The sequence below is a fragment of the Mycobacterium sp. E802 genome, from assembly GCF_001666875.1.
In the GTDB taxonomy this organism is placed as follows: domain Bacteria; phylum Actinomycetota; class Actinomycetes; order Mycobacteriales; family Mycobacteriaceae; genus Mycobacterium.
The window spans coordinates 38,761-65,000 of record NZ_LZJD01000093.1 but is presented as its reverse complement, the minus strand read 5'-3'; the positions used below and the strand labels follow the sequence as shown (position 1 = coordinate 65,000).

Genomic DNA, 26,240 nt, shown 5'->3' with positions numbered 1-26,240 from the left:
CACGCTCGCGCCGTCGCGGTGTATTTTGACACCACCGACGATTCCGCGTGTGCGGGTCAGCCCTCGCCCCGCACCTGCCTTGGGGGGAGTCAGCGCATGGCAATCGAACAGTCGACCAAGCAGCCGATGATCGGCAAGGGCTGGGTTCAGGGCGTCGCCCTGGTGATGATCTTCGGATTCTTCGTCATGGGCCTACTGGCCTACCGCACCTACACCGCATCGATGCCGATGCCCGACAAGGTGGTCACCGAGTCGGGCCGAGTGCTGTTCACCGGCGACGAGATCACCCGGGGCCAAGAGCTTTACCAGGCGCGCGGATTGCACGAGTACGGCTCGGTGGTCGGCCACGGCGCCTATCTGGGCCCCGATTACACCGCCGATTACCTACGGCGGGCCACCGATGACGTGGCCGCACAATTAAAAGCGGGCGGCATGGGCGACACCCACGACGCCGTCGTCACCGAATTCCGCACCAACCGCTACAACCCGGACACCCGCACCCTGGTGTTCACCGATCGGCAGGCCGTGGCGTTCGACCGGATCACCCGGCACTACGCGGACTTTTTCGGCGAGAACTCGACGAAATACGGTCTGCTGCCCCGGCTCATCACCGATCCGGCCGAAATCCATGATCTGACCGCGTTCTTCGCCTGGACCGCGTGGGCATCGGCCGCCGAACGGCCCGGCCACAATTACAGCTACACCAACAACTGGCCCAGCGAACCACGCGTCGACAACGGGCCCACCGCCCAGCTCATTGTGTGGTCGACGCTGTCGCTGATCATGTTGCTCGGCGGGACAGGCATCATGTTCGCCGTCTACGGGCGGTGGAGCCAGAAGATCGGCTGGCACAGCGCGGAAGCACCCACGCTGTCGTTCCGTCAGCCCGGCGAGGTATCGCTGACTCCGGCACAGCGCTCGACCATCTGGTTCTTCGCGATCGTGTCGGTGCTGTTCCTCGCCCAAGCCCTGCTCGGCGGCGCCGTTCAGCACTACCGGGCCGACCTGTCGAACTTCTTCGGCCTGGACCTGGCCGCGATCCTGCCCTACAACCTGGCCCGCACCTGGCATCTGCAACTGGCCCTGTTCTGGACCGCCGCGGCGTTCCTGGCCGGGGGAATCTTCTTGACCCCGTTCATCTCCCGTCGTGAACCGCGCCGGCAGCACTGGTTGTCGTACGGTCTGCTCGGCGCCGTCGTGGTCGTGGTCGTCGGCTCACTGATCTCCGAGGCGCTGTCCATCTACGGGATCATCCCGTCGGGCACGCTGTTCTCCCAGCAATGGGAGTATCTGGACCTGCCGCGGCTGTGGCAGATCCTGCTGATCGTCGGCATGTTCCTGTGGATCGCGATCATCTGGCGCGGCATGCGGGCCCGTCTCAAAGACGAATCGAAGCTGAACATGCCGTGGGTGTTCTTCTTCTCGGGCTTGGCGATCCCGATGTTCTACGCCGTGGGGCTGCTCGCCGGCAGCGACACCCACCTGACCGTGGCCGACTTCTGGCGGTTCTGGGTCGTGCACCTGTGGGTGGAGGACTTCCTCGAACTGTTCACCACGGTGATGGTGGCCTACATCTTCGTGATGCTCGGCGTCGTGAGCCAACGCATCGCACTCGGCGTGATCTTCCTCGACGTGATCCTGTACTCGGCCGGCGGCGTCATCGGCACCATGCACCACCTGTATTTCTCCGGAACCCCGGTCGAGCACATGGCACTCGGCGCGTTCTTCTCCGCGGCCGAGGTGATCCCGTTGACGTTCCTGACCGTCGAGGCCTGGGCATTCCTGCAACTGGGATCGCGGCAGACCACCGGCGACTCCAAACCGTTCCCGCACCGGTGGGCGGTGATGTTCCTGGTGGCGGTGGGCTTCTGGAATTTCGTCGGGGCCGGCATCTTCGGCTTCCTGATCAACCTGCCGATCGTGTCGTACTACCAGATCGGCACCGCGCTGACCGCCAATCACGGCCACGCCGCCATGATGGGCGTCTACGGCATGCTCGCCGTCGGGTTGGCCATGTTCGCCTTCCGGTATGTCATCCCCGCGGACAAATGGCCTGAGAAGTGGGCCCGAGTATCGTTCTGGGGCCTCAACATCGGGTTGGCATGGATGGTGTTCGCCAGCCTGTTGCCGCTTGGCGTGCTGCAGCTGTATCACTCGGTCAACGAGGGCTACTTCGAGGCGCGGTCGCTGGGCTACATCGCGCAACCCGGTAACTCGGTGCTGGAATGGCTGCGCTTCCCCGGCGACGTCATCTTCATCATCGGCGGAGTGCTGCCCTTCGTCTGGATCGCGTGGCAGGCACTGCGGCACTTCAAGTCCGGTCCCACCACCGACGAGATCCCCGAGAATCCGCTGTACACCGAGGTGAGCCCGACCCCCGCCACGGAGTCGTCATGACTCCTCCGACCACCGCGGCATGGCTCATGGCGGGGTACGCCCTGGCATTGGTTGCCGTGGCCTGGGGGTTCGACCTGATGGCACGACGAGCTTCGATGCGCGCAGCCCGATGGCGCACCGGCAATTTCACCTACCACGCCGATCACGATGCCTGGTTGTGTCCGCAGGACCAGTGGTTGTGGCCGACGTCGTTCGACCCGGGCAATCGGGTGATGCGCTATCGGGCGAAACCCTCGGTGTGCAATGCCTGTCCGGTGAAGCCCACCTGCACCAGCTCCGAGCAGGGACGCGAGATGACGCGGGAGATCGACCCCTGGCCATACTCCGAGGCCGGGCAATTCCACCGCGGGATTGCCTGTGCGATTGCGGGTTTGGCGCTGGTCATGCTGGTGGCGATGCTGATCGGCCAGCACGGCGCCGGTGACGTGGTGGTGCTGACGGTGACGGCGCTGATCGTCGTCGGCGCCGCGGTGCCGCTTGCCCGTCATCTCTGGGCGAGCCCGGCCAACGCCCCTGACCACCTGCCCCACCGCACCGGTGAACAGGACATCACAGCCGTCAGCGCCGATCGCTACTCCACCCAGTGGGGCGGCGGCTGGTCTGACCGGAAGGAGATTCCATGACCGCATTGTGGCTCTTCCTCGTCGCGGCAGGTCTGATCGTGGTGGGAGTGCTGGTCGTCACGTCGGTGAAAGTGCTGCGCGAGTACGAGCGTGGTGTGGTCTTCCGTATGGGCCGCGCCCGCCCGCTGTACGGCCCGGGCCTGGTGGTGCTGCTGCCGTTGGCCGACCGGATGGTGCGCGTCGATCAACGCGTGGTCACGCTGACCATCCCGCCGCAAGAGGTCATCACCCGTGACAATGTGCCGGCACGGGTCAACGCCGTGGTGATGTTCCAGGTCACCGATCCGCTGAAAGCCATTCTGGCCGTGGAGAACTACGCGGTGGCCACCTCCCAGATCGCCCAGACCACGCTGCGGTCACTGCTCGGCCGTGCCGATCTCGATACCCTGCTCGCGCATCGCGAGGACCTCAACGTCGACCTGCGGGCCATCATCGAAACCCAGAGCGCGCGGTGGGGTGTCGAGGTGCGAGTCGTCGAGATCAAGGATGTCGAGATCCCCGAGTCGATGCAGCGCGCCATGGCCCGCGAGGCCGAGGCCGAGCGCGAACGCCGGGCCAAGGTGATCAACGCGCGCGGTGAACTGCAGGCCTCAGACGAGTTGCGGCAGGCCGCCGAAACCCTGTCCAAGAATCCGGCGTCACTCCAGCTCAGATACCTGCAGACCCTGCTCGAACTCGGCGCTGACCAGAATTCGACGGTGGTGTTCCCACTGCCGGTCGACATCATCACGCCGTTCCTGAAGAACCCGGCCCTGGGCGACGCACTCGCCAACGGGCTGGCCAGACATCAGGATTGAGCACTACCGCTCACTGCGCGTGTCGATGACCTGCTGGGCCACGTCGATCAGCTTGGTGTTGCTGTCCTGCGACAGCCGCCTCAACATCTCGAAGGCCTGCACATCGTCGACGTGGTAGCGCTCCATGATGATTCCCTTGGCCTGGCCGATGCGATCACGCGTCGACAACGCCGAGGTCAGCTGTTCGGTGTGCCTGCTGGCCAACAGAGCCGCAGCGGCGTGCGCAGCCAGAACCGTGCCGACGGTCTCGGCTTCGGTGTCCCACACCCTGGGCTGGAACCCGAACAGGTTCAGCGCCCCCGCGGTCTTTTCCGCGGTATAGAGCTTGTACGACATTCCGCTGAGCACGCCGATCTCCACGGCGGCCTTCGAATAGCTCGGCCAGCGCGTTTCTTCGCGGAAATCGTCGGTGCACACCACCAGGTCGTCGAGCGCCGCCTGCACACACGGCCCCTCCTGGAACATCATCTGCAGTTCGTCGAGCTTGCTCGGCAGGTCGCTGGTACCCGCGATCGATTCGAATTTGCCACCGCCGCCGATGAGCAGGATGCCCGCGGTGTCCACCCCACGGATCAGTTCGGTCGCCGCTTCGGTGACATCGGCGAGAATCTGCTCGACCGTGCGCGGGGCCGCCACAGTGCGTGCAAGCTCTGCCATGCGGACGGCCAATTCGTGACGCGGTAGCTCTGTCATCGCCTTATGGTTCCCATTTACGTCCCCGACCACACGTTTATCGCGCGCGAGGACGGGCAACCGGGTCCAGTAGGTGACAGCAGCGGCCGGCCACTGCTGTCATCCAGGTCTCGTCGGTTCAGACATCGAGCCGACGGGGCCACCTTGGTCGGCCCGTCAAAAGTCCGTCATTGCTGCGGCGGCAGGCTGGCGACCAAGGGTGCGTCGGCGTCCACGGGCCCCAGCTTGGCCGCCCCGCCAGGTGAGCCCAGCGGCGCGTCCCGGCCGGGCAGCGTCTCCGCGAAGAACGCCGCGTTGTCGTCCTGGTAGGGCACCAGGTCGTCGGGCAGGTCGTCTTCGTAGTAGATGGCCTCCACCGGGCAGACCGGTTCACAGGCGCCGCAGTCCACGCATTCGTCGGGGTGGATATAGAGCGCTCGCGCGCCCTCGTAGATGCAGTCGACCGGGCATTCCTCGACGCATGCGCGATCCATGACATCTACACATGGCTTGCCGATTACGTACGTCATGGCCCATAGTTTATCCAAGAACAGTTTGTAAAAACTGGTGGAGGCGCACATGAGCCCGATGACCAGAGCGGAGAACCGCCCGACGGCCACACTTGCCACGCTGACCGCCACGCGGCCCTTCCCGGCACGGATGGGACCCCCGGGCAACCTTGTCTACAAGCTGATCACCACCACCGATCACAAGCTGATCGGCATGATGTACATGGTCGCCTGCTACGTGTTCTTCTTCACCGGCGGACTGATGGCACTGTTCATGCGCTCCGAACTCGCCGAGCCAGGTCTGCAATTTCTGTCCAACGAGCAGTACAACCAACTGTTCACCATGCACGGCACGGTGATGCTGCTGTTCTATGCCACCCCGATCGTGTTCGGTTTCGCCAACCTCGTGCTCCCCCTGCAGATCGGCGCGCCGGATGTGGCCTTCCCGCGGCTCAACGCCCTGTCGTTCTGGCTGTTCGTCTTCGGTGCGCTGATCGCCCTCTCCGGCTTCATCACCCCAAGCGGCGCTGCCGATTTCGGTTGGACGGGCTATGCGCCGCTCAGCGAGGCCATCCACTCGCCGGGCGCCGGCGGCGATCTGTGGATCATGGGTCTGGCGGTGGCCGGTCTGGGCACAATCCTCGGGGCGGTCAACATGATCACCACCGTGGTCTGCATGCGCGCCCCAGGCATGGTGATGTTCCGGATGCCGATCTTCACGTGGAACATCCTGGTCACCAGCGTTTTGGTGTTGATGGTGTTCCCGCTGCTGACCGCAGCACTGTTCGGCCTGGCCGCTGACCGCCATCTCGGCGCCCACATCTATGACCCCGCCAACGGCGGAGCCATCCTCTGGCAGCACCTGTTCTGGTTCTTCGGCCATCCCGAGGTCTACGTCGTGGCGCTGCCGTTCTTCGGCATCGTCACCGAGATCATCCCGGTGTTTGCCCGCAAACCGCTGTTCGGCTACACCACCCTCGTGTATGCGACGATCAGCATCGCCGCCTTGTCGATGGCGGTGTGGGCACATCACATGTTCGCCACGGGAGCCGTTCTACTGCCGTTCTTTTCACTGATGTCCTACTTCATCGCGGTCCCGACCGGGATCAAGTTCTTCAATTGGATCGGCACCATGTGGAAGGGGCAGTTGACGTTTGAGACGCCGATGCTGTTCTCGGTGGGTTTCATGGTGACGTTCCTGCTCGGCGGGCTATCGGGTGTGATGCTGGCCAGCCCCCCGATCGATTTCCACGTCACCGACACGTACTTCCTCATCGCGCACTTCCACTATGTGCTGTTCGGCACGATCGTGTTCGCCTCGTTCGGCGGGGTGTACTTCTGGTTCCCGAAGATGACCGGACGACTGCTCGACGAACGTCTCGGAAAGGTGCATTTCTGGTTGACGTTCATCGGTTTTCACACCACATTCCTGGTGCAGCATTGGCTGGGAAACGAAGGCATGCCGCGCCGCTACGCCGACTATCTGTCCAGCGACGGCTTCACCACCCTCAATGTGGTGTCCAGCATCGGCGCGTTCATCCTCGGCGTTTCGATGTTGCCGTTCGTGTGGAACGTGTTCAAGAGCTGGCGCTACGGTGAGCCGGTCGTCGTCGACGACCCGTGGGGCTACGGCAACTCCTTGGAGTGGGCCACCAGCTGCCCACCGCCACGGCACAACTTCACCGAACTGCCCCGCATCCGTTCCGAGCGGCCGGCTTTCGAGCTGCACTACCCGCATATGGTGAAACGGATGCGAGCCGAGTCACACATCGGTCGACATTGAGCCAACGAGCCCGCGTGCCCGCCAGGTCAGGCCTGCTTGAGCGCCTCGATGTCGAGGGTGATGGTCACCTTGTCGCCGACGACGGCACCGCCGGTCTCCAACGGCATGTCGATGTCGATGCCGAAATCCTTGCGGTTCAACACAACAGAGGCCTCGAACCCGGCGACGGCGCCGTGTCCCATGCCGGGGTTCACGCCGTTGTACTGGAGTTTGAGCGATACCGGTTTGGTCACGCCCTTGAGGGTGAAGTCGCCGTCGACGATGTAGTCGTCGCCGTCGGGACGCACGCCGGTCGAGACAAAAGTCGCGGTGGGATGGTTCTCGACGTCGAAGAAGTCGGCGGAGTGCACGTGTGCGTCACGTTGCTCGTTGCGGGTGTTGACGGAGTTGACGTCGATGGTGGCGCTGACGGATGCAGTCCCGTCGTCGGCGACGGTGATCGCGCCGCTGAACGACTCGAAACTGCCGCGGACCTTGCTCACCATCAGGTGGCGCACCGAAAAGTTGATCGACGAATGCACGGGGTCGATGGTCCAGGTGCCTGCGGTCAGGTCGGTGGCTACTGCTGCGGTCATGATGCCTCCTTGGTTGTGCGGCGCGGTCGTTCCGGCGCCCTCGTCTACCAATAAGCGGACCATGGTCCGATTTAATTCCCGCAGCGTTGCCCGCGCACGCCCACGCTCGACGAGTGCGACGAAAACGCCGACAAAATACGGCGTGGCGGGCAGCAGACACGCACGCTCGCGGGGCAAGGGGGACCCCGCGGGGTGGGGTCAGGCAGCCAGAGGTGAGTAATCGGTGGTGCGTTGACGGGCGGGGCGGCCGATGCCTTCGGCGATCGCGACCAGCTCGGCCACGGTCTTGGCCGAGCCGTTCTCCGAGCCGGCCATCCGCGAGATGGTCTCCTCCATCAACGTCCCGCCCAGATCGTTGGCACCGCCGCGCAGCATCACCTGGGTGCGCTCGACGCCGAGCTTGACCCACGACGTCTGGATGTGAGAGATCCTGCCGTGCAACATGATCCGAGCCAGCGCATGCACGGCCCGGTTGTCGCGGTGGGTCGGGCCCGGCCGCGCCCCACCGGCCAGATACAGCGGTGAGGACTGGTGCACGAACGGCAGCGGGACAAACTCGGTGAACCCGCCCGTGCGGTCCTGGATCGAACGCAGCACGTTGAGATGTCCGACCCAGTGTTTGGGGGTGTCGACGTGGCCGTACATCATCGTCGACGACGATCGCAGCCCCACCTCGTGCGCGGTGGTCACCACGTTGATCCACTCCGAGGTCGGCAGCTTGCCCTTGGTGAGCACCCAGCGGACCTCGTCGTCGAGGATCTCGGCGGCCGTGCCGGGAATGGTGTCCAGGCCCGCCTCTCGCAGCGAGGTCAGCCACTCCCGCACCGACAGCCCGCTGCGGGTCACGCCGTTGGCGATCTCCATCGGCGAGAAGGCGTGCACGTGCATCGACGGCACCCGGGCCTTGACCGCGCGCACCAGATCGGCATAACCGGTGACCGGCAGCTCTGGGTCGATGCCGCCCTGCATGCACACCTCGGTCGCCCCGGCGACGTGTGCCTCCCAGGCTCGGTCTGCGACCTCGTCGGTGGACAGCGAATAGGCGTCGGCGTCGCCTTTGCGTTGGGCGAACGCGCAGAACCGGCAACCGGTGTAGCAGATGTTGGTGAAGTTGATGTTGCGGTTGACGACGAACGTCACGTCATCGCCGACCACGTCGCGGCGCAGCGAATCAGCCAGCGCGGTAACGGCTTCCAATGCCGGCCCGTCCGCGGTAGCCAGCGCGAGGTACTCGTCGTCACTGCAGCCACCCGGATCACGCTCGGCGGATCGCAGGGCGGCCAGCACATCGGTGTCGATGCGTTCGGGGGCGCGGGCGGCCAGCTCGTGCACCTTGGCGCGGATCGACTCCCAATCGCCGAACGCGCTGTCGAGGTCACTGCGGGTCTCCGTGAGCCGGCCCTCGGAGTCGATCGCGGCATGCAGATCGATGCGGCCCAACGATTCGGAGGCCTCGTCGGGCTCCTGCCACGGCCGCCCCACCGGGTCGACGTCGAGGGCAAACCCGGTGTCGGGATCGGCCAGCGCATCGACATGCCCACGCACCCGCGGATCAATCCACGCCGCACCGGCCTGCACATACTGCGGTTGGGCGGTGAGCCGTTGCACCAGGTCATACCCGGCCTCGGCGGTGACGTCGGCCAGATCGTCCAGGGCCGGCCAGGGGCGTTCGGGGTTGACGTGATCGGGGGTCAGCGGGGACACCCCACCCCAGTCGTCGACCCCGGCGCCGATCAGCGCCAGGCATTCGTCACGGGACACCAGGTTCGGTGGGGCCTGGATCCGCATCTTGGGCCCGAGCACCAAGCGTGTCACCGCGATGGTCGCCAGGAAATCGTCGATCCCGGCATCCGGCGTCGAGGCCATCGCCGTGTGGTCCTTGGCCCGGAAGTTCTGCACGATGACTTCCTGCACATGACCGAACTCTTTGTGGGACTTGCGGATCGCGTGCATCGTCTCGGCACGTTCGGTCAGCGTCTCGCCGATGCCGACCAGCAGACCCGTGGTGAACGGAATCGACAACCGGCCGGCATCATCCAATGTGCGCAGGCGCACCGCCGGATCCTTGTCCGGGCTGCCGTAGTGCGCCTCGCCCTTGACCTCGAACAGGCGCCGCGACGTGGTCTCCAGCATCATGCCCATCGACGGTGCGACCGGCTTGAGGCGAGACAGCTCCGACCAGCTCATCACGCCGGGGTTCAGGTGCGGCAAGAGGCCGGTCTCCTCCAACACCCGAATCGCCATCGCCCGCACATAATCCAGCGTGGAGTCATAGCCACGCTCGTCGAGCCACTGCCGAGCCTCGTCCCAACGCGCCTCCGGCCGGTCCCCCAGGGTGAAAAGCGCCTCCTTGCAACCCAACTCCGCGCCGCGCCGGGCCACGTCGAGAATCTCGTCGGGCTCCATGTACATGCCCACGCCCTGCGCCCGCAGCTTTCCGGGCACGGTGACAAAGGTGCAGTAATGGCAGGTGTCGCGGCACAAATGCGTCACCGGGATGAACACCTTGCGCGAGTAGCTCACCGGCAACCGCCCCGCGGCGCCGCGGCGGCCGGCCGATTCCAAGCCGGCGTCACGCACCCGGGCCGCACTGGCGCACAGATCGGCCAGATCCTCACCACGGGCCGTCATCGCGATGGCGGCCTCGTCGACGTTGAGGGTCACGCCGTCGCGGGCGCGGCGCAGCACGCGCCGCAGGGCCCCTGATGTAGGCGCTGCAGACTTCGGTGGGACGGCCGGGGTGGGCAGATCGGCGCCGTGCTGGGGGTTCAGAGCCACTCCCGTGTAACCCCGTCGGTGTGCACAATCATCCACGCGTCTCACATTCTGAAACCAATGCGCCCGCCATATCGGCCACAGTAGACCCAGGCCATCAGGCGAGTGCGGGGCCCTTCCGGGACACAGACTCTAAAGGAGCAACGAACAGGTTGGCGACCAAGTAAGTTGTTTCCATCGGGAAGGGGAGCCGAGGGGAGCCGCGATGCCCATATCCGTCCGTTCGTATCTGGTTGCGGGAGCCGCCGCGGCCACCGCGACAGCCATTGCTGTGACCCCGATTCACGTCGCTCCGGCCGATATCGCCGTCCCCGCTCACCCCACCTCCACGCAGCCCCAGCTGTCTCAAGCCATGATCGATCTGCTCGCCGCGGCGAGCCGGATGACCGCCGCGGTCACGCCCAAGCCGTCCTCCGGCGGTGCCCCGGCGTTGAGCGTGGCCCCGGCTGCCGCGACGACGGCACCGGTTACCCCACAGCCCACCGCGATTGCCATCGCGCCCAATCTGGCCAACACGATCGATCAGCTGTACGGGGATATCGAGCCGTGGGTTCAGTACGGCTTCGAGGTGGCGGCCTCCATCCTCGGCTGGGTCCCATGGGTCGGCTGGGTCGCAGGCGGCCTGCTCATGGATGGCTACACATTCGGTGAGTCCCTCGTCGCCAGTGGCGTCTACAACTTCACCGACTGGCTGCGCGGTGACGGCGGGATCGTGACCAACCTCGCCGACTTCGGCGCCGATGCCGTCCTGGCTGTCGCGTGGCTGGGCCTGGATGTGGTGAACACGTTCATTCCGCTCCCGCCGATCCCGTTGCCTCCGCGCCCGCCGTTGCAAGGGCCGTTCCTGGCCAGCACCCTGGCCGCACCGGCGACCACGCTGGCGGGAGCGATCCAGAATCCGCTCGCCTCCCTCACCGACGCGCTCACCAAGGCCGGTGAGGACTTCGCCACCGCGATCAAGAATCTTCCTGGCCGGCTGGCCGAGGGCACCACCGCAGCCGATGAGAATCCGGTCGTCCAAGCCGTCGGGAACGCCGTCGAGGGCACCGAGGAAGCTTCGAAGAAGCTCGCGACCGGCGTGGCCGACACCATCAAGGCCGTTTCCGGCTACGCCGATGCGCAATTCGAACAGGCCACCGACGCCGTGAAGCTCAAGACCGCACAGAAGCACGGCGCCGCCGTCGTGCCAGATGTCGTCAGCCAGTCTCTGCGCGGCGCCGGGCCGGACGCAGCCGTCGACAACACCCAGTCCGAATCGGACACCGTCGTCACAGAGATCGAGCAGACGGGGCCGGACACGCGGCGAGCCCACGTGGTGCGCTCCGGGCGCGATGGTCTCCGCGGCGCCGTCGGCAACACCGCGGCGGACGTGAAAAAGGCCACCGACAGCGTGCGTTCGGCGTTCAAGGCTGCCCGCGACAGGTCGGGCGCGCACCGGGCCGACAGGACCGACACCAACGCGAAGAAGGCCACGTCGGAGCGCGGCAAGTCCAAGACCGCCGGCGGCAAGAAGTCCGGCGACAACAAGTAAGTCAGCGGCGGTGACGCCGGCGCAGCATCGCCACCGCCGGCAAGGCACCGACCACGATGAATATCAGTGAGCTGTAGGCCATCAGCCCGCGACCGGCGAAGATCAGGTCTTCCCCGGGGCCGCCGAATGTCATCAAAACGACGGTGGCCAGCCAGGTCCACAGCGGCAGTGCCGCGATTCGCATGGAATCGGTCCAGTGCATGGCCGCCCACACCAGCGCGGCGTTGAGTGCACCGGAGGCCAGTGCACTAACCGGAAACGGGATCGAGCCGACGTATGACGGCAGCAGTAATGCACCTACGACGGCGGAAATGACGCCGTCAACCGCGAGCAGTGCCAGGACGATGCGACCCAGCACGAGGTCTGAGGGCGGAGTCAGGTCGGAATGCTGTCGAGCAGACCAACCAGCGAACCCACCACCCACTGGAAGTTGTCCGCACGGTCCTGCCAGTGCTGCAGGTTCGGATCCAGATCGGGGTCCATGAATGTCCCTTCGACGCCTCTGATTCAGGAGGAGCTTACCGCGTCCGGTTTCGTCCATTCCAGGTTCAGTCCGGCCAGCAGGTCGGTTTCCCAGCCCTGACCGTTCCGCTCCCCCGCCTCGCCCGAAACAAGCACGTAGTGCTCCTCACCGAGGATCGGCAGGGCGAGTTTGTTGGACAGAGCGAAAGCCTCACCCGTAGTGGCGACGGTGACCTGCGTGGCGTGCGCGCGCATCGCGGCCACCTTGGCCGGCAGCTGCGCGGTGACGTCAACGACGGCGTCGATCCGGTCGTCCGGGTAACCGAACGGAACATCGCCGACGTCGATCCGAATCCAGTCCTCGGGCACATCGTGCAGACCTGTGAGTCCGGCCCGCATGGCCGTGCTGGCCATGACCGTCCAGTAGAACTTCGGAACGGACCAGCCGCTTTCGGCAGCCGCCGCGACCGCCGCCGTGGTGACGCGATGGGCTTGTTTGTGGTCGGGGTGTCCGTAACCGCCGTCGGGGTCGTAGGTGACGACGACGTGCGGACGCAGCTCTTCGATGATCGTCACGAGTTCACCGACGGCCTCGTCCATGTCGGCATCGATGAAACGACGGTGTTTGCGCCCCGGCGTACCTTCCATACCGGAGTCACGCCAGTGGCCCGGGCCGCCGAGGAATCGTGGCGCTTCGAGGCCGAGTGCGCCCAGCGCCTTGGTGAGCTCGCTGATCCGGTACCCGCCGAGTTGGTCGGCGTGGTCGACGGCCAATTGCGCGTACTGGTCGCCGATCACCTCACCCTCTTCCCCGAGGGTGCAGGTCACCACCTGCACATCGGCGCCCAGGGCGGCGTAATGCGCGATTGTGCCGCCGGTGGTGAGGGTTTCGTCATCCGGGTGAGCGTGGACAAAAAGCAGGCGTGGCGCTTCGTTGGGCATCGTGAAGAACGATAGTCGCGTATCGGCGGCCGCCGCGGGACCGGGCGGAAGCCACAACGAAATCCGTATTTTTTGTACCTGACCGACGCTGCCAGTTAGTTGCTGATGCAAGCGCTGGCGGAGGCGACTCGCCCCGGCATCGCAAGTGCTCTGCGTCGCATCGCCAGGTCCGTTGTTTTACACGTCACACCCTTATGTCTAATGTGCTCGCGCTAACTGTCGAGCCGGCGAGACGCTCCCATTACCGCTGGGTAACCTGATCGCACCTATTCGCGGGCCGTTCGCTGGCAAATTGTTGTCAGCTTCAGTCATGTATTTGCTACACAGCCCATCCAGGGCGCCCACATATCGATACTTGCGGTATCGCAACAATGTGGTATGTCGATGTAAAATCCCGGCTACCTGCGGTACAGCCGGTTGTTTCGCGACGTTTGCCGAGCAGTACGACCGTTCTGGTAAGCAAGGAAAAAGTTTCAAGTCTTTGCAGACAACTGAACTTACTTTCGGGTAACTTCTGCGCCGCCCTAGTTACGCTCCCGTAAGGAGATTCAATGCAACTCGCTGCTCGGTCGTACTTGGCCGCGGGGGTGGCACTCGTCGGTGCCAGCGCCATCGCAGTCAGCCCCATGGCGCCGCCTGCGCCAGACGTCCACCTTCCGGCGATTCAGGTGTCATCGGCCTCGGTAGCGCTGTCCGCCCAGGCCAATCCCCTCGAATTGTGGGCCGAGGTCATCGGAGCAGCCTTCGAGAACATCGACGGCCTGGGCCAGCAGATAGCCGCCGACCCGGCCCCGATTCTCACGCAGATCATCGCCAACCAGCTGCACACCGTGAATGTGCTGAACGGGGCGGCGCAAACAACGATCAACGGACTCAAAGAAGCCTTGGGAACTGAGGGGTGGGCCAGCTTTACCAACGCGTTCAAGGACTCCCTCGATCTGATCGCTGCCGGCGATTTCGAGAACGGCCTGGGCGGCGTGGTATCGAGCCTCGTGCTGCTGGCCCTGCCGCTCCAAACAGGAATCGGCCAGGCGTGGCCGGCGATCGCCCAGCCCTTCGTCAACCTGGGCCAGTTCGTCGCCAAGGTGAACGACAATGTGCCTGCGCTGCTGGCCAACGGACTCCTGACTCCGTTGATGGCCACCGCCGCCGCCACCGGCCACAGCATCGACAGCATCGTCAGCGCGGCGAAGTCCGCCGACTTGGCAGAGTTCGCCACGGCGCTGCTCAATACGCCAGCCACAGTCACTGGCGCCTTCCTCAACGGATACGACGTCGCAGGCTCTCACTCCGCCGGCTTCCTCACGGCCGCAGAAGGATGGCTACCCGGCGGCGCGGTCGCCACGATGATCAAGACACTGTCCAACATCGCCGACTCGATCAAGACACCCGGCGCGGACCGCGGCAACCTCTTCCGCAATCTTCCGGGCCTGACGGCTACGCCCGAGGCGGCTGCGGTGAACACGACCCTGGTCGCCGCCCCCACCGCAGTGACGCTTGATGTGGCACCGGCCAAGGCTCTGACGGCCCGCGTCGCTGACGCACCCGCCGCAGCGATCACCACCGAATCGAAGCCGGCCGCCGCCCAGGCCGAGAAGGCGGAGTCTGCCCCGATCGCTAAGGCCGACGCCACTTCTGACACCGACGCCGCCGCCGAGGGCGACACCGCCGACGATGCCACGACGGGCGTCACCAAGCTGTCGACTAAGGCATCGCCTAAGGCCGTCAAGGCACAGACGAAGGCGACCTCCGCCAAGGCCGTTGGGGACCAGGTGAAGTCGGCGGTCAAGAAGTTGACCAGTGGACTGAAGAAGGACAAGATCACCAAGAAGGCCACGGAGAAGAAGGCTTCGTCGAGCGCCTCCGCCAAGGGCTCCGACGACAAGTAACCACACGCGCCACCCGCAGGCCCCTCCGCAAGCGCGGAGGGGCCTGCGCTTCTTCGGAAGATCTCAGCCGCGACTCAGGTTTGGGCGGCATCGGAACGCTGCCGGCTCCCATCGAGGCAAAATGGCAACTCACGACATTTGCTTGCTCAGACAATCACCTGGCGAAGTCGCAGTCATGGATGACGGCAGGATCAGCGCTGGTTTGCCACCGCCATCCCCGATGCACCCCTAAATTCCTTGCGCGCCTAGCTATTTCACGTTGCGTACGACTCGATTAGCCGGTCGGCGATCGCCAGATTTCGGTTTTCAAAATCTATGAATTTGTAAACTTACTCTCAGGTAGCTTCTCGCCCGTCGGGGATTGCATCTATCTGGAGGAGAAGCCATGCAAGCCGCAGCCCATCCCTATCTCGCCGCCGGTGTCGCGCTGGTCGGGGCCGGCGCCATTGCCATGAGTCCGGTGGCGCCACCGATGCCGGACATCTCCGTTCCGGCCATCACCTCGGCTCAGGTGAACCTGTCGGCAGCGGCCGACCCCATCGAGGCCTACGCGCAACTGTTCTCGAACACCATCGCCAACGTGTCTACCCTCATCGACACCGAGATCACCGACCCGGCACCGGTACTGTTGCAGGTCATCTCGAACCAACTCGCCACCGCCAGTTCGCTCTTCGAAGGACTTCAGGGAGCCGGCGAGGGACTTGCGGCCATCCTCGACCCGGCCAATCCGGTCGGGATCCCGGCCCAATTGCAGCTTGCCGTGTCAGATTTGTTGGCCGGCAACATCAACGGCGCGGTGGCGAATGCCTGGAGTGCACTTCTCAGTCCCGTGTTGAACGCGGCGCTACCGCTACTGGAGCCGATCACCGCGGCCATCAGGCAGCCGATACAGAACTTGCTCAATGTGGTGGACACCCAACTTGCCATCCTCTATCCGGTGCTGGGGGCGATCAACGTCGGCTACGTGACGGTCACCGCCGCGGGCAATGTCGGGCAGGACATCCTCGACTCGATCCGGACGGCCGATCCGATCGGTGCCGTCAACGCGCTGCTCAGCGGCCCCGCCGTCATCACCGACGCGCTGCTCAACGGCGACGCGTTCGGCGGCGGTGTGCTCGGTCCGGGTCTCGGTCTGTTGTCGACCCTGCGGCAAGCCCGCGACATGATCGCCGCCGCGATCACTCCCCCCGCCGCCGACGCGACCGTGCGGTCGACAGCCAAACTGGTCACCCTCGACGTCGCCCCGGCAGTCGCAAAGACCATCCCGGCCGCCGAAACCGGCGGCGCCCTATCGCAATCCGCAGCCGACAGCGAGGCGGTCAGCAAGGCGTCCGGGGCCTCCGAGGACTCCGAGGCGCCCGCGACCCCGACGGCCGACGAGACGGGAGAGGCGAAGCAGAGCCTCGAAACTGAACCGGGCAAAACCGCAACCATGATGAACAAGCGCGTGAAGATGGTCACCGGAGTACGCGAAGGCATTCAGGGCACCGTCAAGGGGATGACCAAAGGGTTGAAGAACGCTGCCGAAGGGTTGACCGGCAAGTCCGGTAAGACGGACAAGGCGGGCAAGGCGGACAAGAGCCGGACGACGAAGTCACGGTCGTCGGCCAAGACCTCCAGCTCCCGCTCCGGCGACGCGGCCTGATTCACGACCGGTTCAGCGGGCCTCGACGGATCGATTCCGCGGGGCCCGCTGAGCTGTCATCTGGTCTTGGTCCAGTCGCCGGCATCACCGACGATGCCGACGGGTACAGCGCCGGTCAGGCTCACGTTCTGCACGCTGGGGCCGGCCGCGACGATCGTGGTGTCCTGCAGGATCGGCAATACCGTCGACATGTTCCACAGCCGTGGCTCGACAGCCTGGATGACCTCGGCGATGTTTTCCGAACCCTCCAGTGCGGCATCGATTTTCGGCTGCATGCTGCGATCGCAGATGCCGGTGATGTTGCTCGGCGCCTGCACCAGGGCATCGGAATCAGGGGCCGGCGCCGGTTGGGTCGGCGTCGGGGTGGTAGTCGGTGTGGCGGGCGCAGCACTGGTGGTCGGCTTGGAAGTCGGCGACGGTGGCACCCCGGGCACCGCGGTCGAGACCGCTGTCGCCTCCAGGGCCCGGCAGCCGTAGCGCGACGCAAGGCTGGTCGCCAGATCCCCTCCGGCCTGACGCCAGCCGACGACGGCGTCCACCCGGTTGTTGGTCAGCGCCTCGCCATACAGCGCAACGGGATCGAGGGCCAGCACCGAGGCGTCGATACCGACGTTGCGCAGTTGGTCGGCGGCGGTGTTGGCCACCGCTATCGAGGTCGGATCATTGGATGCCACCCCCAGGACCAAAGACAAGACCGCACCGTCCTTGGTGATGCGCTGCCTCTCGTTGGCCGGTTCGGCCGGCGCGCCAGGCGCCGGCGGCTCAGCCGGCTCCACCTGGTAACCCGAGGCGCGCAACAGATCCAGTGCGGCCTCCCGCGACATCGCCGGAGGCGCCGTCGGCACGTAGCCCGGATCCGACGGGGAGCGCACCTGGGCCTGCGCCAAGGTCACGGTGTTGTCGTCCCCCGCACCCACCGAGGCCAGCAGGTCGACGTCGATCAGACCCAGGATGGCCTTCCGCACCTGGACTTCCGCCAAGGCGGGCTGCTGGCCGCGCAACGTCAGCTGCATCACCCGCGGGGTGACGATCCGCGCGGTACGGACATCGGGGATGGCACTCAGCTGCGCGAAAGTAGCTGCGCCACCGTGGACTTGGGCCACCTGGGTATCGCCGTTGCGGATCGAGTCGGCCAGTGCGGCCGGTGCGCCGCCCCGGCGGAACAACACCAGATCCGGCTTGGCCGGCACACTCCAGTACCGGTCGTTGCGGGCGAGCAGGATCTCGTCGCGCTGTGGGTCGATACTTTCCACCCGGAACTGTCCGCCGGTGACGGGCAGCGCCCGGGCCAGCCCGGCACCGAAGCCACCGGGAATGTCCTTGACGATGTGGGCCGGCAGGATGTCATTGAACAGCTCGCGCCAGGCCGGATAGGGCTGAGAGAAGGTCACCACGGCCTGTTTGCCGCCCTCGACCGATTGCACGCCGGTGATCAGGTCGTACCCGGCCGGATCGACAACGCCTGGCTGGCTGACCATTTGACGCCACAGATACCAGTAATCGTCGGCAGCGATCGGCGCGTTGTCGGTCCACTGCGCCTCGGGACGGATCTTGTAGGTGACGGTGAACGGATTCTCGCTCGTCACTTCAGCCGATTCGAGCAGGGTGGGATCGAGTTCCCAGCGCGAACCGGTCGGGGACTTCGGGTCGGGCACCGGGCGGAAGGAACTTGGCAGCACCATCGAGGCCACCGCGGCGTTCACCGGGGACTGATCGGACAGCAGGTGCGGGTTGAACCCCGGCCCGATCGAATCGATGGCCATGATGATCTGCGTCGCCTTCATCGGCGGCGGCGGCGTGACCTCACTGGTCTCGGTGCTCTGCGGGGCCGGTGGCGGGCTCACCGTGCAACCGCTGAACAGGAGCGCCGGCACCGATACGAGCGCCCCGATCGTCAGATGGGCGCGGCGGCGGGGGGTCGGCACGCCAATCAGGGTATCGACCGGCTCAAGCCACCCGTGCCGCGCACCGACAGTCCGTCCCGATCTCTCGATCCGCAAAATGGTGGCCAGCATGCATCGCGCGTGTGAACGCGCTGCGCAAAATCGCCCGACACATCACCATGGATTCACTTTGACCGCCCGGGACTGGACCGGTGCGAAACCTTCCCCGAGGTTGCTGTGCATCAGCACAGGGCGCCCCGAGCGGGCCTATGGCTCGACACCGCAAACATCCGCAAAGAGCGATCAACCCGCTTCAGGTGGCGGCGATGCCGGCGCACCCTCCTCATCGATGCAGATATTTCCAGCAGATTTAACGGGGCATTGCCGAGCCGTGCTGACCGGCGAATCACGCCCCACACGAAGTTTCCGCGTACCCCTTGTTCTCCAGCTAAACCGATGACACCGGGGTCCACGCCTTTCCGTTGCATGACGCAACTTGCCAGACGACCTGAACAACCGGACGGTGCTTCTGTATGCAAAATCTTTAATTTTCCTGAGAAATTCTCAGGTTGACACTATCGTCAGCTCCGTCAGCTTCGGACCAGAGCAATCCGAGCAACCAAACCACCAGGGGGACGCACTATGCACGTCGGCGTGAAGCACTCGATGACAGCAGCAACAGCGTTACTCGCGGCAGGCGCGATTACCATAGGCCCGGCCGTCGGACCGGGCAGCGCGCAGGCCCCGGATGCGCTGCGAGCCGCGCATGTTGCGGACATCAACCTCATGGCGACACCGGATCCGATCGCGGCGCTCGAGGGTTTCACCGAATCGGGTCTGCGCCTCGTCCAAGGCATCGCTCAGCTGCCAGTGGCCGCCATCGCCGCTGCCCTCGCCATCGCCGACGGCGACCCACAGGCCTTCTACAACTCGATCCGTCAAGTCATCGACGCCCCGCTATGGGCCATCGATCCCGCCCTGGGCATCAACCAAACGTCACTCACCGGCAAGGGCCTGGCGGCGCTGTTCCCCGACCAGGCCGACGATATCCAGAGCTTCCGCAACGACGTGCTGTGGGCTGCGACCGAAAATTTCCGATCATCGATCGCCGACCTCATCGGGGTCGCGGACACCGACGCTCCCCTTGACGTGATCACCCCGCTCGCCGGTTTCGCTGCGGGCGCCCTCGACTCCGGGTATCGACTGGTGGAAGGCCTCGCGCTGGCCCCGTTCGGACCGCTCAAGGCGATCGTCGACATCGCCGGCGGCATGGAGCCCAACCTCGCGGTCTACAACATGCTCGACAGTTTCATCAGCGCACCACTGTGGGTGGCCGACTCGTTCATGGGCACCGGCCCGACCCAACAGGCCATCCCCATCGGGCTGAAGGCGCTGTTGCCCAACCGGGCCGACGGTATCCAGGACTTCCGGGACGACGTGTTGTGGAAGGCGACGAACTCTGTCCGTGAAGTCGTCCGCGAGGCGCTCGGGGTGGACCCGAGTGCGAATCCGAACAATCCGCCAAACCTCTCGGTCACCAGCAAGGTGAACGAACCTCCCGCGCAGAAGACGTTCGTCAGCCTCGATGTCGAAACGGCACCGCCGGCGTCGGAAGACATCACGAAACAGGACGTCACGACGGAGAAGGTGGAGGTCAAGAAGCCCGCGATCGAGAAGGCGATACCGCTGGTGAAGACGCGGAGTCAGCTTCGCGAGAGCCTCAACTTCAGCACGCACCAGGCCCGAACCGCGGTGTCCGCGGGCTCGGACACGTCGACAACGACCAAGCCCGAGACCAATCTCCAAACGACCGTCGATCAGCTCAAGGAGAAGTTCGGCTTCAAGGGCGGCAATGACAGCCCGGCCCCGGGCAAAGCCACCACCGCCGACGACTCAACCGGTGCCGCCGCCACGAACGACGGCGCCGACAAGAAGACCGACTCCAAGAGCGACGCGGCCTGAGAACTGGTGCGCCAGTAGCGATATCGCGGGGATTATCGCTACTGGCGCATCACAAAATGCCCGAGAAAACTATCCGCGCGCCTTGGCCCGCGCCTTAGCCCGGGCCCGCAGCGAGGCGGTCAGCTCCACCTTGCGCACGCGGACGACCTCGGGGGTGACCTCGACGCACTCGTCCTCGGCGCAGAACTCCATGGCCTGCTCCAGGCCCAATTCCAGTGGCCGGGCCAGGGTTTCCATGACGTCGGCGGTCGAGGACCGCATGTTGGTCAGCTTCTTCTCGCGGGTGATGTTGATGTCGAGATCCTCGGCCCGCGGGTTGATCCCGACGACCTGGCCCTCATAGGTGTCCTGGCCGGGTTCGACGAAGAACTGTCCACGGTCGGCGAGTTGGATCATCGCGAACGGGGTGATCGACCCGGAGCGGTCCGAAACCAGCGAGCCGGTGTGGCGCGCCCGGATCTCCCCGGCCCACGGCCGGTAGCCCTCGAACACCGCGTTGGCGATACCCGTGCCGCGGGTCTCGGTCAGGAAGTCGGTGCGGAAGCCGATCAGCCCGCGGCTGGGCACCACGAAGTCCATCCGGACCCAGCCGGCGGCGTGGTTGGTCATCTGTTCCATCCGGCCCTTGCGGTTGGCCATCAGCTGGGTGATGGCGCCGACGAACTCCTCGGGGCAGTCGATGGTCAGCTCTTCGAACGGCTCGTGCAGCTTGCCGTCGATGTTCTTGGTGACCACCTGCGGCTTGCCGACGGTCAGCTCGAAGCCCTCGCGGCGCATCTGCTCGACGAGGATGGCCAGCGCCAGCTCGCCACGGCCCTGGACCTCCCAGGCGTCGGGGCGGCCGATGTCGACGATCCGGATGGACACGTTGCCGACGAGCTCGGCGTCGAGGCGGTTCTTGACCATGCGGGCGGTCAGCTTGTGGCCCGACACCCGGCCGGCCAGCGGCGAGGTGTTGGTGCCGATGGTGACCGAGATGGCCGGCTCGTCGACGGTGATGCGTGGCAGCGCGTGGGAGTTGTCGGGATCGGCCAGGGTGTCGCCGATCATGATCTCGGGGATACCTGCCACGGCGACGATATCGCCGGCGACGGCTTCCTCGGTGGGGTTGCGGTCGACGCCCTCGGTGGCCAGCAGCTCGGTGATTTTTGCGTTGGTGATCACCGGCGAGCCGTCGACCTCACGCATCCAGGCCACCTGCTGGCCCTTCTTGATCTTGCCGTTGTAGATGCGGATCAGCGCCAGACGACCGAGGAAGGCCGACGCGTCGAGGTTGGTGACGAGCGCCTGCAGCGGGGCCTCCGGATCGCCCGACGGCGGCGGGATGTGCTCCATCAGCACGTCGAACAACGGGTCGAGGTTCTCGCCGTCGGGGTTCTCACCGTTGGCGGGCTGGGTCGTGGACGCGATGCCGGCGCGGCCCGACGCGTACAGCGTGGGCAGGTCCAGCGCCTTCTCGGCCGCGGCCTGGGCTTCGTCGTCCAGATCGGAGGCGACGTCGAGCAGCAGGTCGTGGCTTTCCTCGACCACCTCGGCGATCCGCGCGTCGGGCCGGTCGGTCTTGTTGACCACCAGGATCACCGGAAGGTGCGCGGCCAGCGCCTTGCGCAGCACGAACCGGGTCTGTGGCAGCGGGCCTTCGGAGGCGTCCACCAGCAGCACCACACCGTCGACCATGGACAGGCCGCGTTCCACCTCGCCACCGAAGTCGGCGTGGCCGGGGGTGTCGATGACGTTGATCACCGTCATGGTGCCGTCGGGGTGGTGGCGATGTACTGCGGTGTTCTTCGCCAGGATGGTGATGCCTTTTTCTTTCTCCAGGTCACCGGAGTCCATCAGGCGTTCCACGGCGTCGTCGCCGCGGTGCGTCAACGCACCCGACTGCCGCAACATCGCGTCGACTAGGGTCGTCTTACCGTGGTCGACGTGTGCGACGATGGCGACGTTTCTGAAACTGGGCCGTGAATCCACCCTGCGATTCTCGCAGGTAGGCCGGTCGATCACGAAAACGAGAGAGCACCGTCACGTTTGTGCGCACGCGAGGAGCAATAAACTGAAGGCCGCCAAGCTCGCCGCGTTGAAGCCCAAGAAGAAGTGCTGTCGCAGCAAACCGCGCTGCAAACGGTGCCCCGTGGTGCTGCACAAAGTAGCCAAGGCCGAACGCCATGGCCTGCACGGTATAGAGCTGGAAAAGGTCTTCAAGCGGGCGCGAAAGGCATGACGAAGGCATAGCTTTCGCGAGTACCGTTTCAGGTATCCGTCACGTTGCGATGGGCGTGCTTGGAGGTACCAGTCATGACGGTTTACGAAGCGCTCACAGTCGCTTTGATCATGGTGCTCGCCGCGGGGACAACGGTGGCGATCTATGTGGGCATGGCCAACTGGATCGGCGCCTGTTACATGGTCCGGTGCAGCGAGTGTCACCACCTCACCTTCGCGTCGGCCAACCGGCCGCAGGCGTCGTGCGCGCACTGCCGCCACCCGATGTTGCTGCACCCGCTGTATGCGACGCAGCATCCGGGTCACTCGGTGCGGGTGGTCGGCGACCGGCTGCGCTACTGATCCCCGGCGGCGGTCTGGTCGCCCTGGTAGTGCGGCACGCCGCGACTGCGGAACTGACGGCCGGTCACCTTCTCGGTGCGGATGCGGATGAAGTGGTCGCGTCGACCGTCCACCCACGGCTGCACGAACGTGCCGGCCACCTCCACCATCTCGTCCACATCGCTGATCGTCTCGGCATGCCCGACGACCGTCACGCTCCAACCGGTATGTAGATCGGCGTCGAGTTCGTCGGCCTGGAAGGCGACCACCTGATGGTCGGTGGCGGCAACCAGCTTGGGCCCCCCGGCCACGCGGATCACCACGTCGTCGTGCCAGAGCCGAAAGTTGACCGGCTGCACCGCAGGCAATGCGTCCTCGGTGAACACCAACCGGCCAACCCGCACCCGCTCCAGCAGATCCAGGCACTGCCTGCGAGTCAGAACGTCGAGTTCGGATCCTTTGGTCACGATGGTCAAACTCCTTCGACGAGCAGCAGGGTCCCTACCGGGGTGGAGCGAAAGTGGCCGGTGCTGATGGCGGTCAACCGCTCGATCGCCCGGGCGATGCCGTCGGCGAGTTCGTCGACATCGGGAGCTGCGTCGTAATCCCCGATGACGCCGAACACCAACCGATCGGCATAGCTCATGATCGCAATACCGGTGCGCAGATGCAGCGCCAACGGCGGAATCGGCAACAACCGCACCACCTCACGTCCCATCACCCGCAACGTGATCCGAGGGCCGGCCACGTTGGTCGCCAGGGTAACCACACCGCGCTGAGGCAAACGGGTGAGCAGGCGCACCGTCCACGCCGTCAACGGAAATGGAATCGCCTTCGCCGCGGACACCAACAGGTTTCCAGCCTGGCGCTGACCGCTGCCCTTGGCCCGGGTCAACCGATCGTGCACGCTGCGCAGCTGGGCGACCGGATCCTCCTGCTCCACCGGCAGGTACGGCAGCATCACCGACACCCGGTTGTCCAGCGCGTCGCCGGCACCTGATGCCTCGGCCGCCCGCACCGACACCGGGACGAGAGTGCGCAAGCTGTTTCGGCGTGGGCGCTCCCCGCGGCGGATCAGCATGGTGCGGAAGCTGTCGGTGATGGCGGCCAGGGCCACGTCGTTGACCGTGACGTCGAACCGCTTGCGCACCTTGTCGATGTCGTCCATCGGCAGTTCGACCGTGGCGTAGCGGCGCATGGTGGTGATCGGACCGGTCAACGACGAGGCGGCCGCGGGCCGCAGCAGCCCCTCGGCGAGATCGAGCGCACCGTGCACGGCCTGTACCGCCGCGCCGGGCAACGCCATGGTGGTGCGCAGGGCGCCGGTGAACCATTCGACGGGGTCGAGACCGGACCGGTTCGGCGCCTCGGCGCGCTCGGCCGGCTCGGCCGGCTCGGCCGGCTCGGCCCAGTTCTCTTGCTCGTCACAGAGCTGGCTGAGCAACCGGGTGGCGGCGACGCCGTCGGCGACACAGTGGTGCACCTTCATCAGGATGGCCCACCGGTTGTGCTGCAGACCGTCGATGATCCAGCACTCCCACAGCGGCCGATCCCGGTCCAGACGACGTTCCATGATGTCGGCGGCGAGCCTGCGCAACGCCGCCTCGTCACCGGGCCGCGGCAACGCGGCACGCCGAATATGGTGGCCCGCATCGAAATTCGGGTCGTCAGCCCATCGCGGCGCGGCGAGGTCCAGTGGCTGGGTGCGCAGCACCTGGCACAACCGCGGCACCGCCGTCGCGCGGTCGGTCAGTGCGGCAACGACGGTGTCGGCGTCGGGCATCGGGCCGGCGAGCACCGCGATGGCGCCCATGGCCAGGCTGGCATGTGGGTCGGAATCCTCGGCTTCCAAGAACCCGGCGTCAAGTGCGGTCAACTGGTCCATACGACCATCGTCTGCCTGTCGCGACGGGCTTGGACAGGGCCAAAAGTCCTCTGCTGGTCACCAACCACGTCGGTGAGGCTGGGATCCGACGAGCTCGCCACGTCCGGCCGCGTCGCGACTGCGGTAGACGATGTAGGGCCGGAACAGGTAGCCGATCGGCGCGCTGAACACGTGGACCAGCCGGGTGAACGGCCACAGGCAGAACAGCACGAGCGCGATCATCACATGGATGTGGAAGTACACCGGCGCCTGGGCCATCAGGTCGCCGCGCGGCTGCAGGATCCAGATCGAGCGGAACCACGGCGAAACGGTTTGGCGGTAGTCGTGTTCAGCGCCCTCGGGAGTGGCCCCGATCGCCGTGCAGGCGAACCCGGCCACCATCGCGGCCACCAGGACCAGGTACATCGTCTTGTCGTTGACCGTGGTGGCCATGAAGACGGGACCGGTGGTGCGGCGGCGGTAGATGAGCAGTGCGATACCGACCAGGGCCGCGATGCCGGCGATGCCGCCCAGGATCACCGCCTGCAGGTGGTACACGTGGTCGCTGATCACCAGATCCATCCACGATTCGGGGATGAACAACCCTATGACGTGTCCGACGAATACCACGAGCATGCCGAAGTGGAACATCGGGCTGGCGATCCGCAGCAGCCGCGACTCGTACAGCTGCGAGGAGCGCGTGGTCCAGCCGAATTTGTCGTAGCGGTACCGCCACCACGTGCCGACCGCGACCACGGCCAGCGTCACATATGGCACGACATCCCAGAAGATCTCCCAGCCTGACATCAGTGCACCTCCTGCGCCCGGCGGGGCGGAACGGTCAACTGGAATGGCTGCAGGCCAACGGATTCCGCCGGCGGACCGGACATCATGAGACGCGAGACGTCATCTCCCGAGGCCGGCGACGGCAGCGTGGCGTCCACCGCTGCGACGACGGGCGCATAGGGTGAGTGCGACTCGGCCAACGCGCGGGCCACCACCCCGATGGGCACCCGGTATTTGGCGAGCAATCGCCGGCCCGCTTCCGGGTCCACGGTGGCGGCGAACTCCAGCACCACCGGAAGATGGTCGGGGGCTTCACCTTTCGGTATCGCGACACCGGCGGCGCGGTAGGCCTGGGTGAACTCGACCATGTCGGCGCCGCGGTTGCGGGTGTCCCCGGACGTCCAGTAGGTCAACAGCATCGTGCACCGCTTCTGCAGGTCGAAGGTCTCGACATATTCCTGTGCCAACTCCATCTGGGGCCGAAGGCTCAGTCCGGCAACGGTTTCGCCGAGGAGCACTCGTGGCGCTCCGGTGAGGTGATCTAGCAGGCGCGTCGCGGCCTGCAGCCGCTCGGCATGGTTGTCGTCCGGGTAGGCGAGCATCA

22 protein-coding genes are annotated in these 26,240 nt (G+C 65.6%); 10 read left to right on the top strand and 12 right to left on the bottom strand.

The features are described 5' to 3' along the window. Positions 1 to 96 precede the first annotated feature (96 nt). The 3 genes from A5699_RS14220 to A5699_RS14210 are packed head-to-tail and all read left to right on the top strand — an operon-like array spanning position 97 to position 3,817. Positions 97 to 2,397 (top strand): nitric-oxide reductase large subunit, encoded by a 2,301-nt coding sequence (locus tag A5699_RS14220; RefSeq protein ID WP_067770274.1) that lies wholly within the window; start codon positions 97 to 99, stop codon positions 2,395 to 2,397. Then, on the top strand, positions 2,394 to 3,020 hold the full coding sequence (locus A5699_RS14215; protein ID WP_067770271.1) for a hypothetical protein: 627 nt from the start codon (positions 2,394 to 2,396) through the stop codon (positions 3,018 to 3,020). Before A5699_RS14220 ends, A5699_RS14215 begins: the two co-directional genes overlap by 4 nt. Continuing rightward, positions 3,017 to 3,817, top strand: coding sequence for a slipin family protein (locus A5699_RS14210; RefSeq protein WP_067770269.1), 801 nt, complete (start codon positions 3,017 to 3,019; stop codon positions 3,815 to 3,817). Before A5699_RS14215 ends, A5699_RS14210 begins: the two co-directional genes overlap by 4 nt. A 3-nt stretch (positions 3,818 to 3,820) precedes the next feature. Here A5699_RS14210 and A5699_RS14205 read toward each other — a convergent pair whose 3' ends face one another. Together A5699_RS14205 and fdxA are read right to left on the bottom strand one after the other, a co-directional pair. Beyond that, positions 3,821 to 4,510, bottom strand: a complete 690-nt coding sequence (locus tag A5699_RS14205) for an ANTAR domain-containing protein (protein WP_067770267.1) — start codon at positions 4,508 to 4,510, stop codon at positions 3,821 to 3,823. Positions 4,511 to 4,677: 167 nt separating this feature from the next. Next, positions 4,678 to 5,019: a ferredoxin gene (fdxA, locus tag A5699_RS14200; RefSeq protein ID WP_076241726.1), complete on the bottom strand. Its 342-nt coding sequence runs from the start codon at positions 5,017 to 5,019 to the stop codon at positions 4,678 to 4,680. A gap of 58 nt (positions 5,020 to 5,077) precedes the next feature. On the opposite strand from fdxA, the gene ctaD reads away from it, so the two are divergent. Further along, positions 5,078 to 6,781, top strand: coding sequence for a cytochrome c oxidase subunit I (ctaD, locus tag A5699_RS14195; RefSeq protein ID WP_067770263.1), 1,704 nt, complete (start codon positions 5,078 to 5,080; stop codon positions 6,779 to 6,781). Between the two features lie 26 nt (positions 6,782 to 6,807). Here the strand turns inward: ctaD and A5699_RS14190 are convergent, their stop codons facing one another. Together A5699_RS14190 and A5699_RS14185 are read right to left on the bottom strand one after the other, a co-directional pair. Then, positions 6,808 to 7,356, bottom strand: coding sequence for a YceI family protein (locus tag A5699_RS14190; protein ID WP_067770331.1), 549 nt, complete (start codon positions 7,354 to 7,356; stop codon positions 6,808 to 6,810). 198 nt (positions 7,357 to 7,554) lie between these two features. Beyond that, on the bottom strand, positions 7,555 to 10,134 hold the full coding sequence (locus tag A5699_RS14185) for a bifunctional FO biosynthesis protein CofGH (protein WP_067770261.1): 2,580 nt from the start codon (positions 10,132 to 10,134) through the stop codon (positions 7,555 to 7,557). A 202-nt stretch (positions 10,135 to 10,336) separates the two neighbouring features. On the opposite strand from A5699_RS14185, the gene A5699_RS14180 reads away from it, so the two are divergent. Further along, positions 10,337 to 11,662 carry a hypothetical protein gene (locus tag A5699_RS14180; protein WP_157561248.1) on the top strand — a complete coding sequence of 442 codons (1,326 nt, stop codon included), beginning with the start codon at positions 10,337 to 10,339 and terminating at the stop codon, positions 11,660 to 11,662. A gap of 1 nt (position 11,663) precedes the next feature. Here A5699_RS14180 and A5699_RS14175 read toward each other — a convergent pair whose 3' ends face one another. Beyond that, positions 11,664 to 12,086, bottom strand: a complete 423-nt coding sequence (locus A5699_RS14175; RefSeq protein ID WP_067770257.1) for a hypothetical protein — start codon at positions 12,084 to 12,086, stop codon at positions 11,664 to 11,666. Positions 12,087 to 12,169: 83 nt separating this feature from the next. Then, positions 12,170 to 13,066, bottom strand: a complete 897-nt coding sequence (gene mshB, locus A5699_RS14170; RefSeq protein ID WP_067770255.1) for an N-acetyl-1-D-myo-inositol-2-amino-2-deoxy-alpha-D-glucopyranoside deacetylase — start codon at positions 13,064 to 13,066, stop codon at positions 12,170 to 12,172. A 551-nt stretch (positions 13,067 to 13,617) separates the two neighbouring features. On the opposite strand from mshB, the gene A5699_RS14165 reads away from it, so the two are divergent. Both A5699_RS14165 and A5699_RS14160 read left to right on the top strand, forming a co-directional pair. Continuing rightward, on the top strand, positions 13,618 to 14,955 hold the full coding sequence (locus A5699_RS14165; RefSeq protein WP_142254156.1) for a hypothetical protein: 1,338 nt from the start codon (positions 13,618 to 13,620) through the stop codon (positions 14,953 to 14,955). Between the two features lie 385 nt (positions 14,956 to 15,340). Next, positions 15,341 to 16,600 carry a hypothetical protein gene (locus A5699_RS14160; RefSeq protein WP_067770251.1) on the top strand — a complete coding sequence of 420 codons (1,260 nt, stop codon included), beginning with the start codon at positions 15,341 to 15,343 and terminating at the stop codon, positions 16,598 to 16,600. A gap of 56 nt (positions 16,601 to 16,656) precedes the next feature. Here A5699_RS14160 and A5699_RS14155 read toward each other — a convergent pair whose 3' ends face one another. Next, the gene (locus tag A5699_RS14155) at positions 16,657 to 18,531 is read right to left on the bottom strand and encodes an ABC transporter family substrate-binding protein (protein ID WP_142254165.1); all 1,875 of its coding nucleotides are present in this window, start codon (positions 18,529 to 18,531) and stop codon (positions 16,657 to 16,659) included. A 618-nt stretch (positions 18,532 to 19,149) separates the two neighbouring features. Between A5699_RS14155 and A5699_RS14150 the strand changes: the two genes are divergently transcribed. Continuing rightward, complete coding sequence (locus A5699_RS14150) at positions 19,150 to 20,445, top strand: hypothetical protein (protein ID WP_142254155.1); 1,296 nt, start codon at positions 19,150 to 19,152, stop codon at positions 20,443 to 20,445. A 69-nt stretch (positions 20,446 to 20,514) separates the two neighbouring features. On the opposite strand, the gene typA is transcribed toward A5699_RS14150, so the two are convergent. Then, positions 20,515 to 22,416: a translational GTPase TypA gene (gene typA, locus A5699_RS14145; protein WP_067770247.1), complete on the bottom strand. Its 1,902-nt coding sequence runs from the start codon at positions 22,414 to 22,416 to the stop codon at positions 20,515 to 20,517. Here typA and A5699_RS29605 point away from each other — a divergent pair. Beyond that, a complete protein-coding gene (locus tag A5699_RS29605) occupies positions 22,382 to 22,666 on the top strand; it encodes a hypothetical protein (RefSeq protein WP_076241701.1) in 285 nt (94 codons plus the stop codon). The two genes, typA and A5699_RS29605, sit on opposite strands and share 35 nt — an antisense overlap. Positions 22,667 to 22,740: 74 nt before the next feature. Continuing rightward, positions 22,741 to 23,007 carry a hypothetical protein gene (locus A5699_RS14140; protein WP_067770245.1) on the top strand — a complete coding sequence of 89 codons (267 nt, stop codon included), beginning with the start codon at positions 22,741 to 22,743 and terminating at the stop codon, positions 23,005 to 23,007. On the opposite strand, the gene A5699_RS14135 is transcribed toward A5699_RS14140, so the two are convergent. Genes A5699_RS14135 through narJ form a run of 4 tightly spaced genes read right to left on the bottom strand, consistent with a single transcriptional unit; the run spans position 23,001 to position 26,238 of the window. Continuing rightward, a complete protein-coding gene (locus tag A5699_RS14135; protein WP_067770327.1) occupies positions 23,001 to 23,453 on the bottom strand; it encodes a pyridoxamine 5'-phosphate oxidase family protein in 453 nt (150 codons plus the stop codon). The genes A5699_RS14140 and A5699_RS14135 overlap by 7 nt on opposite strands. 5 nt (positions 23,454 to 23,458) lie before the next feature. After that, on the bottom strand, positions 23,459 to 24,871 hold the full coding sequence (locus tag A5699_RS14130; protein ID WP_067770243.1) for a wax ester/triacylglycerol synthase family O-acyltransferase: 1,413 nt from the start codon (positions 24,869 to 24,871) through the stop codon (positions 23,459 to 23,461). A gap of 57 nt (positions 24,872 to 24,928) precedes the next feature. Further along, the gene (gene narI, locus A5699_RS14125) at positions 24,929 to 25,657 is read right to left on the bottom strand and encodes a respiratory nitrate reductase subunit gamma (protein WP_067770241.1); all 729 of its coding nucleotides are present in this window, start codon (positions 25,655 to 25,657) and stop codon (positions 24,929 to 24,931) included. Then, positions 25,657 to 26,238, bottom strand: a complete 582-nt coding sequence (gene narJ, locus A5699_RS14120; protein ID WP_082957712.1) for a nitrate reductase molybdenum cofactor assembly chaperone — start codon at positions 26,236 to 26,238, stop codon at positions 25,657 to 25,659. The genes narI and narJ overlap by 1 nt, the downstream gene beginning before the upstream one ends. Between the last annotated feature and the right edge of the window lie 2 nt (positions 26,239 to 26,240).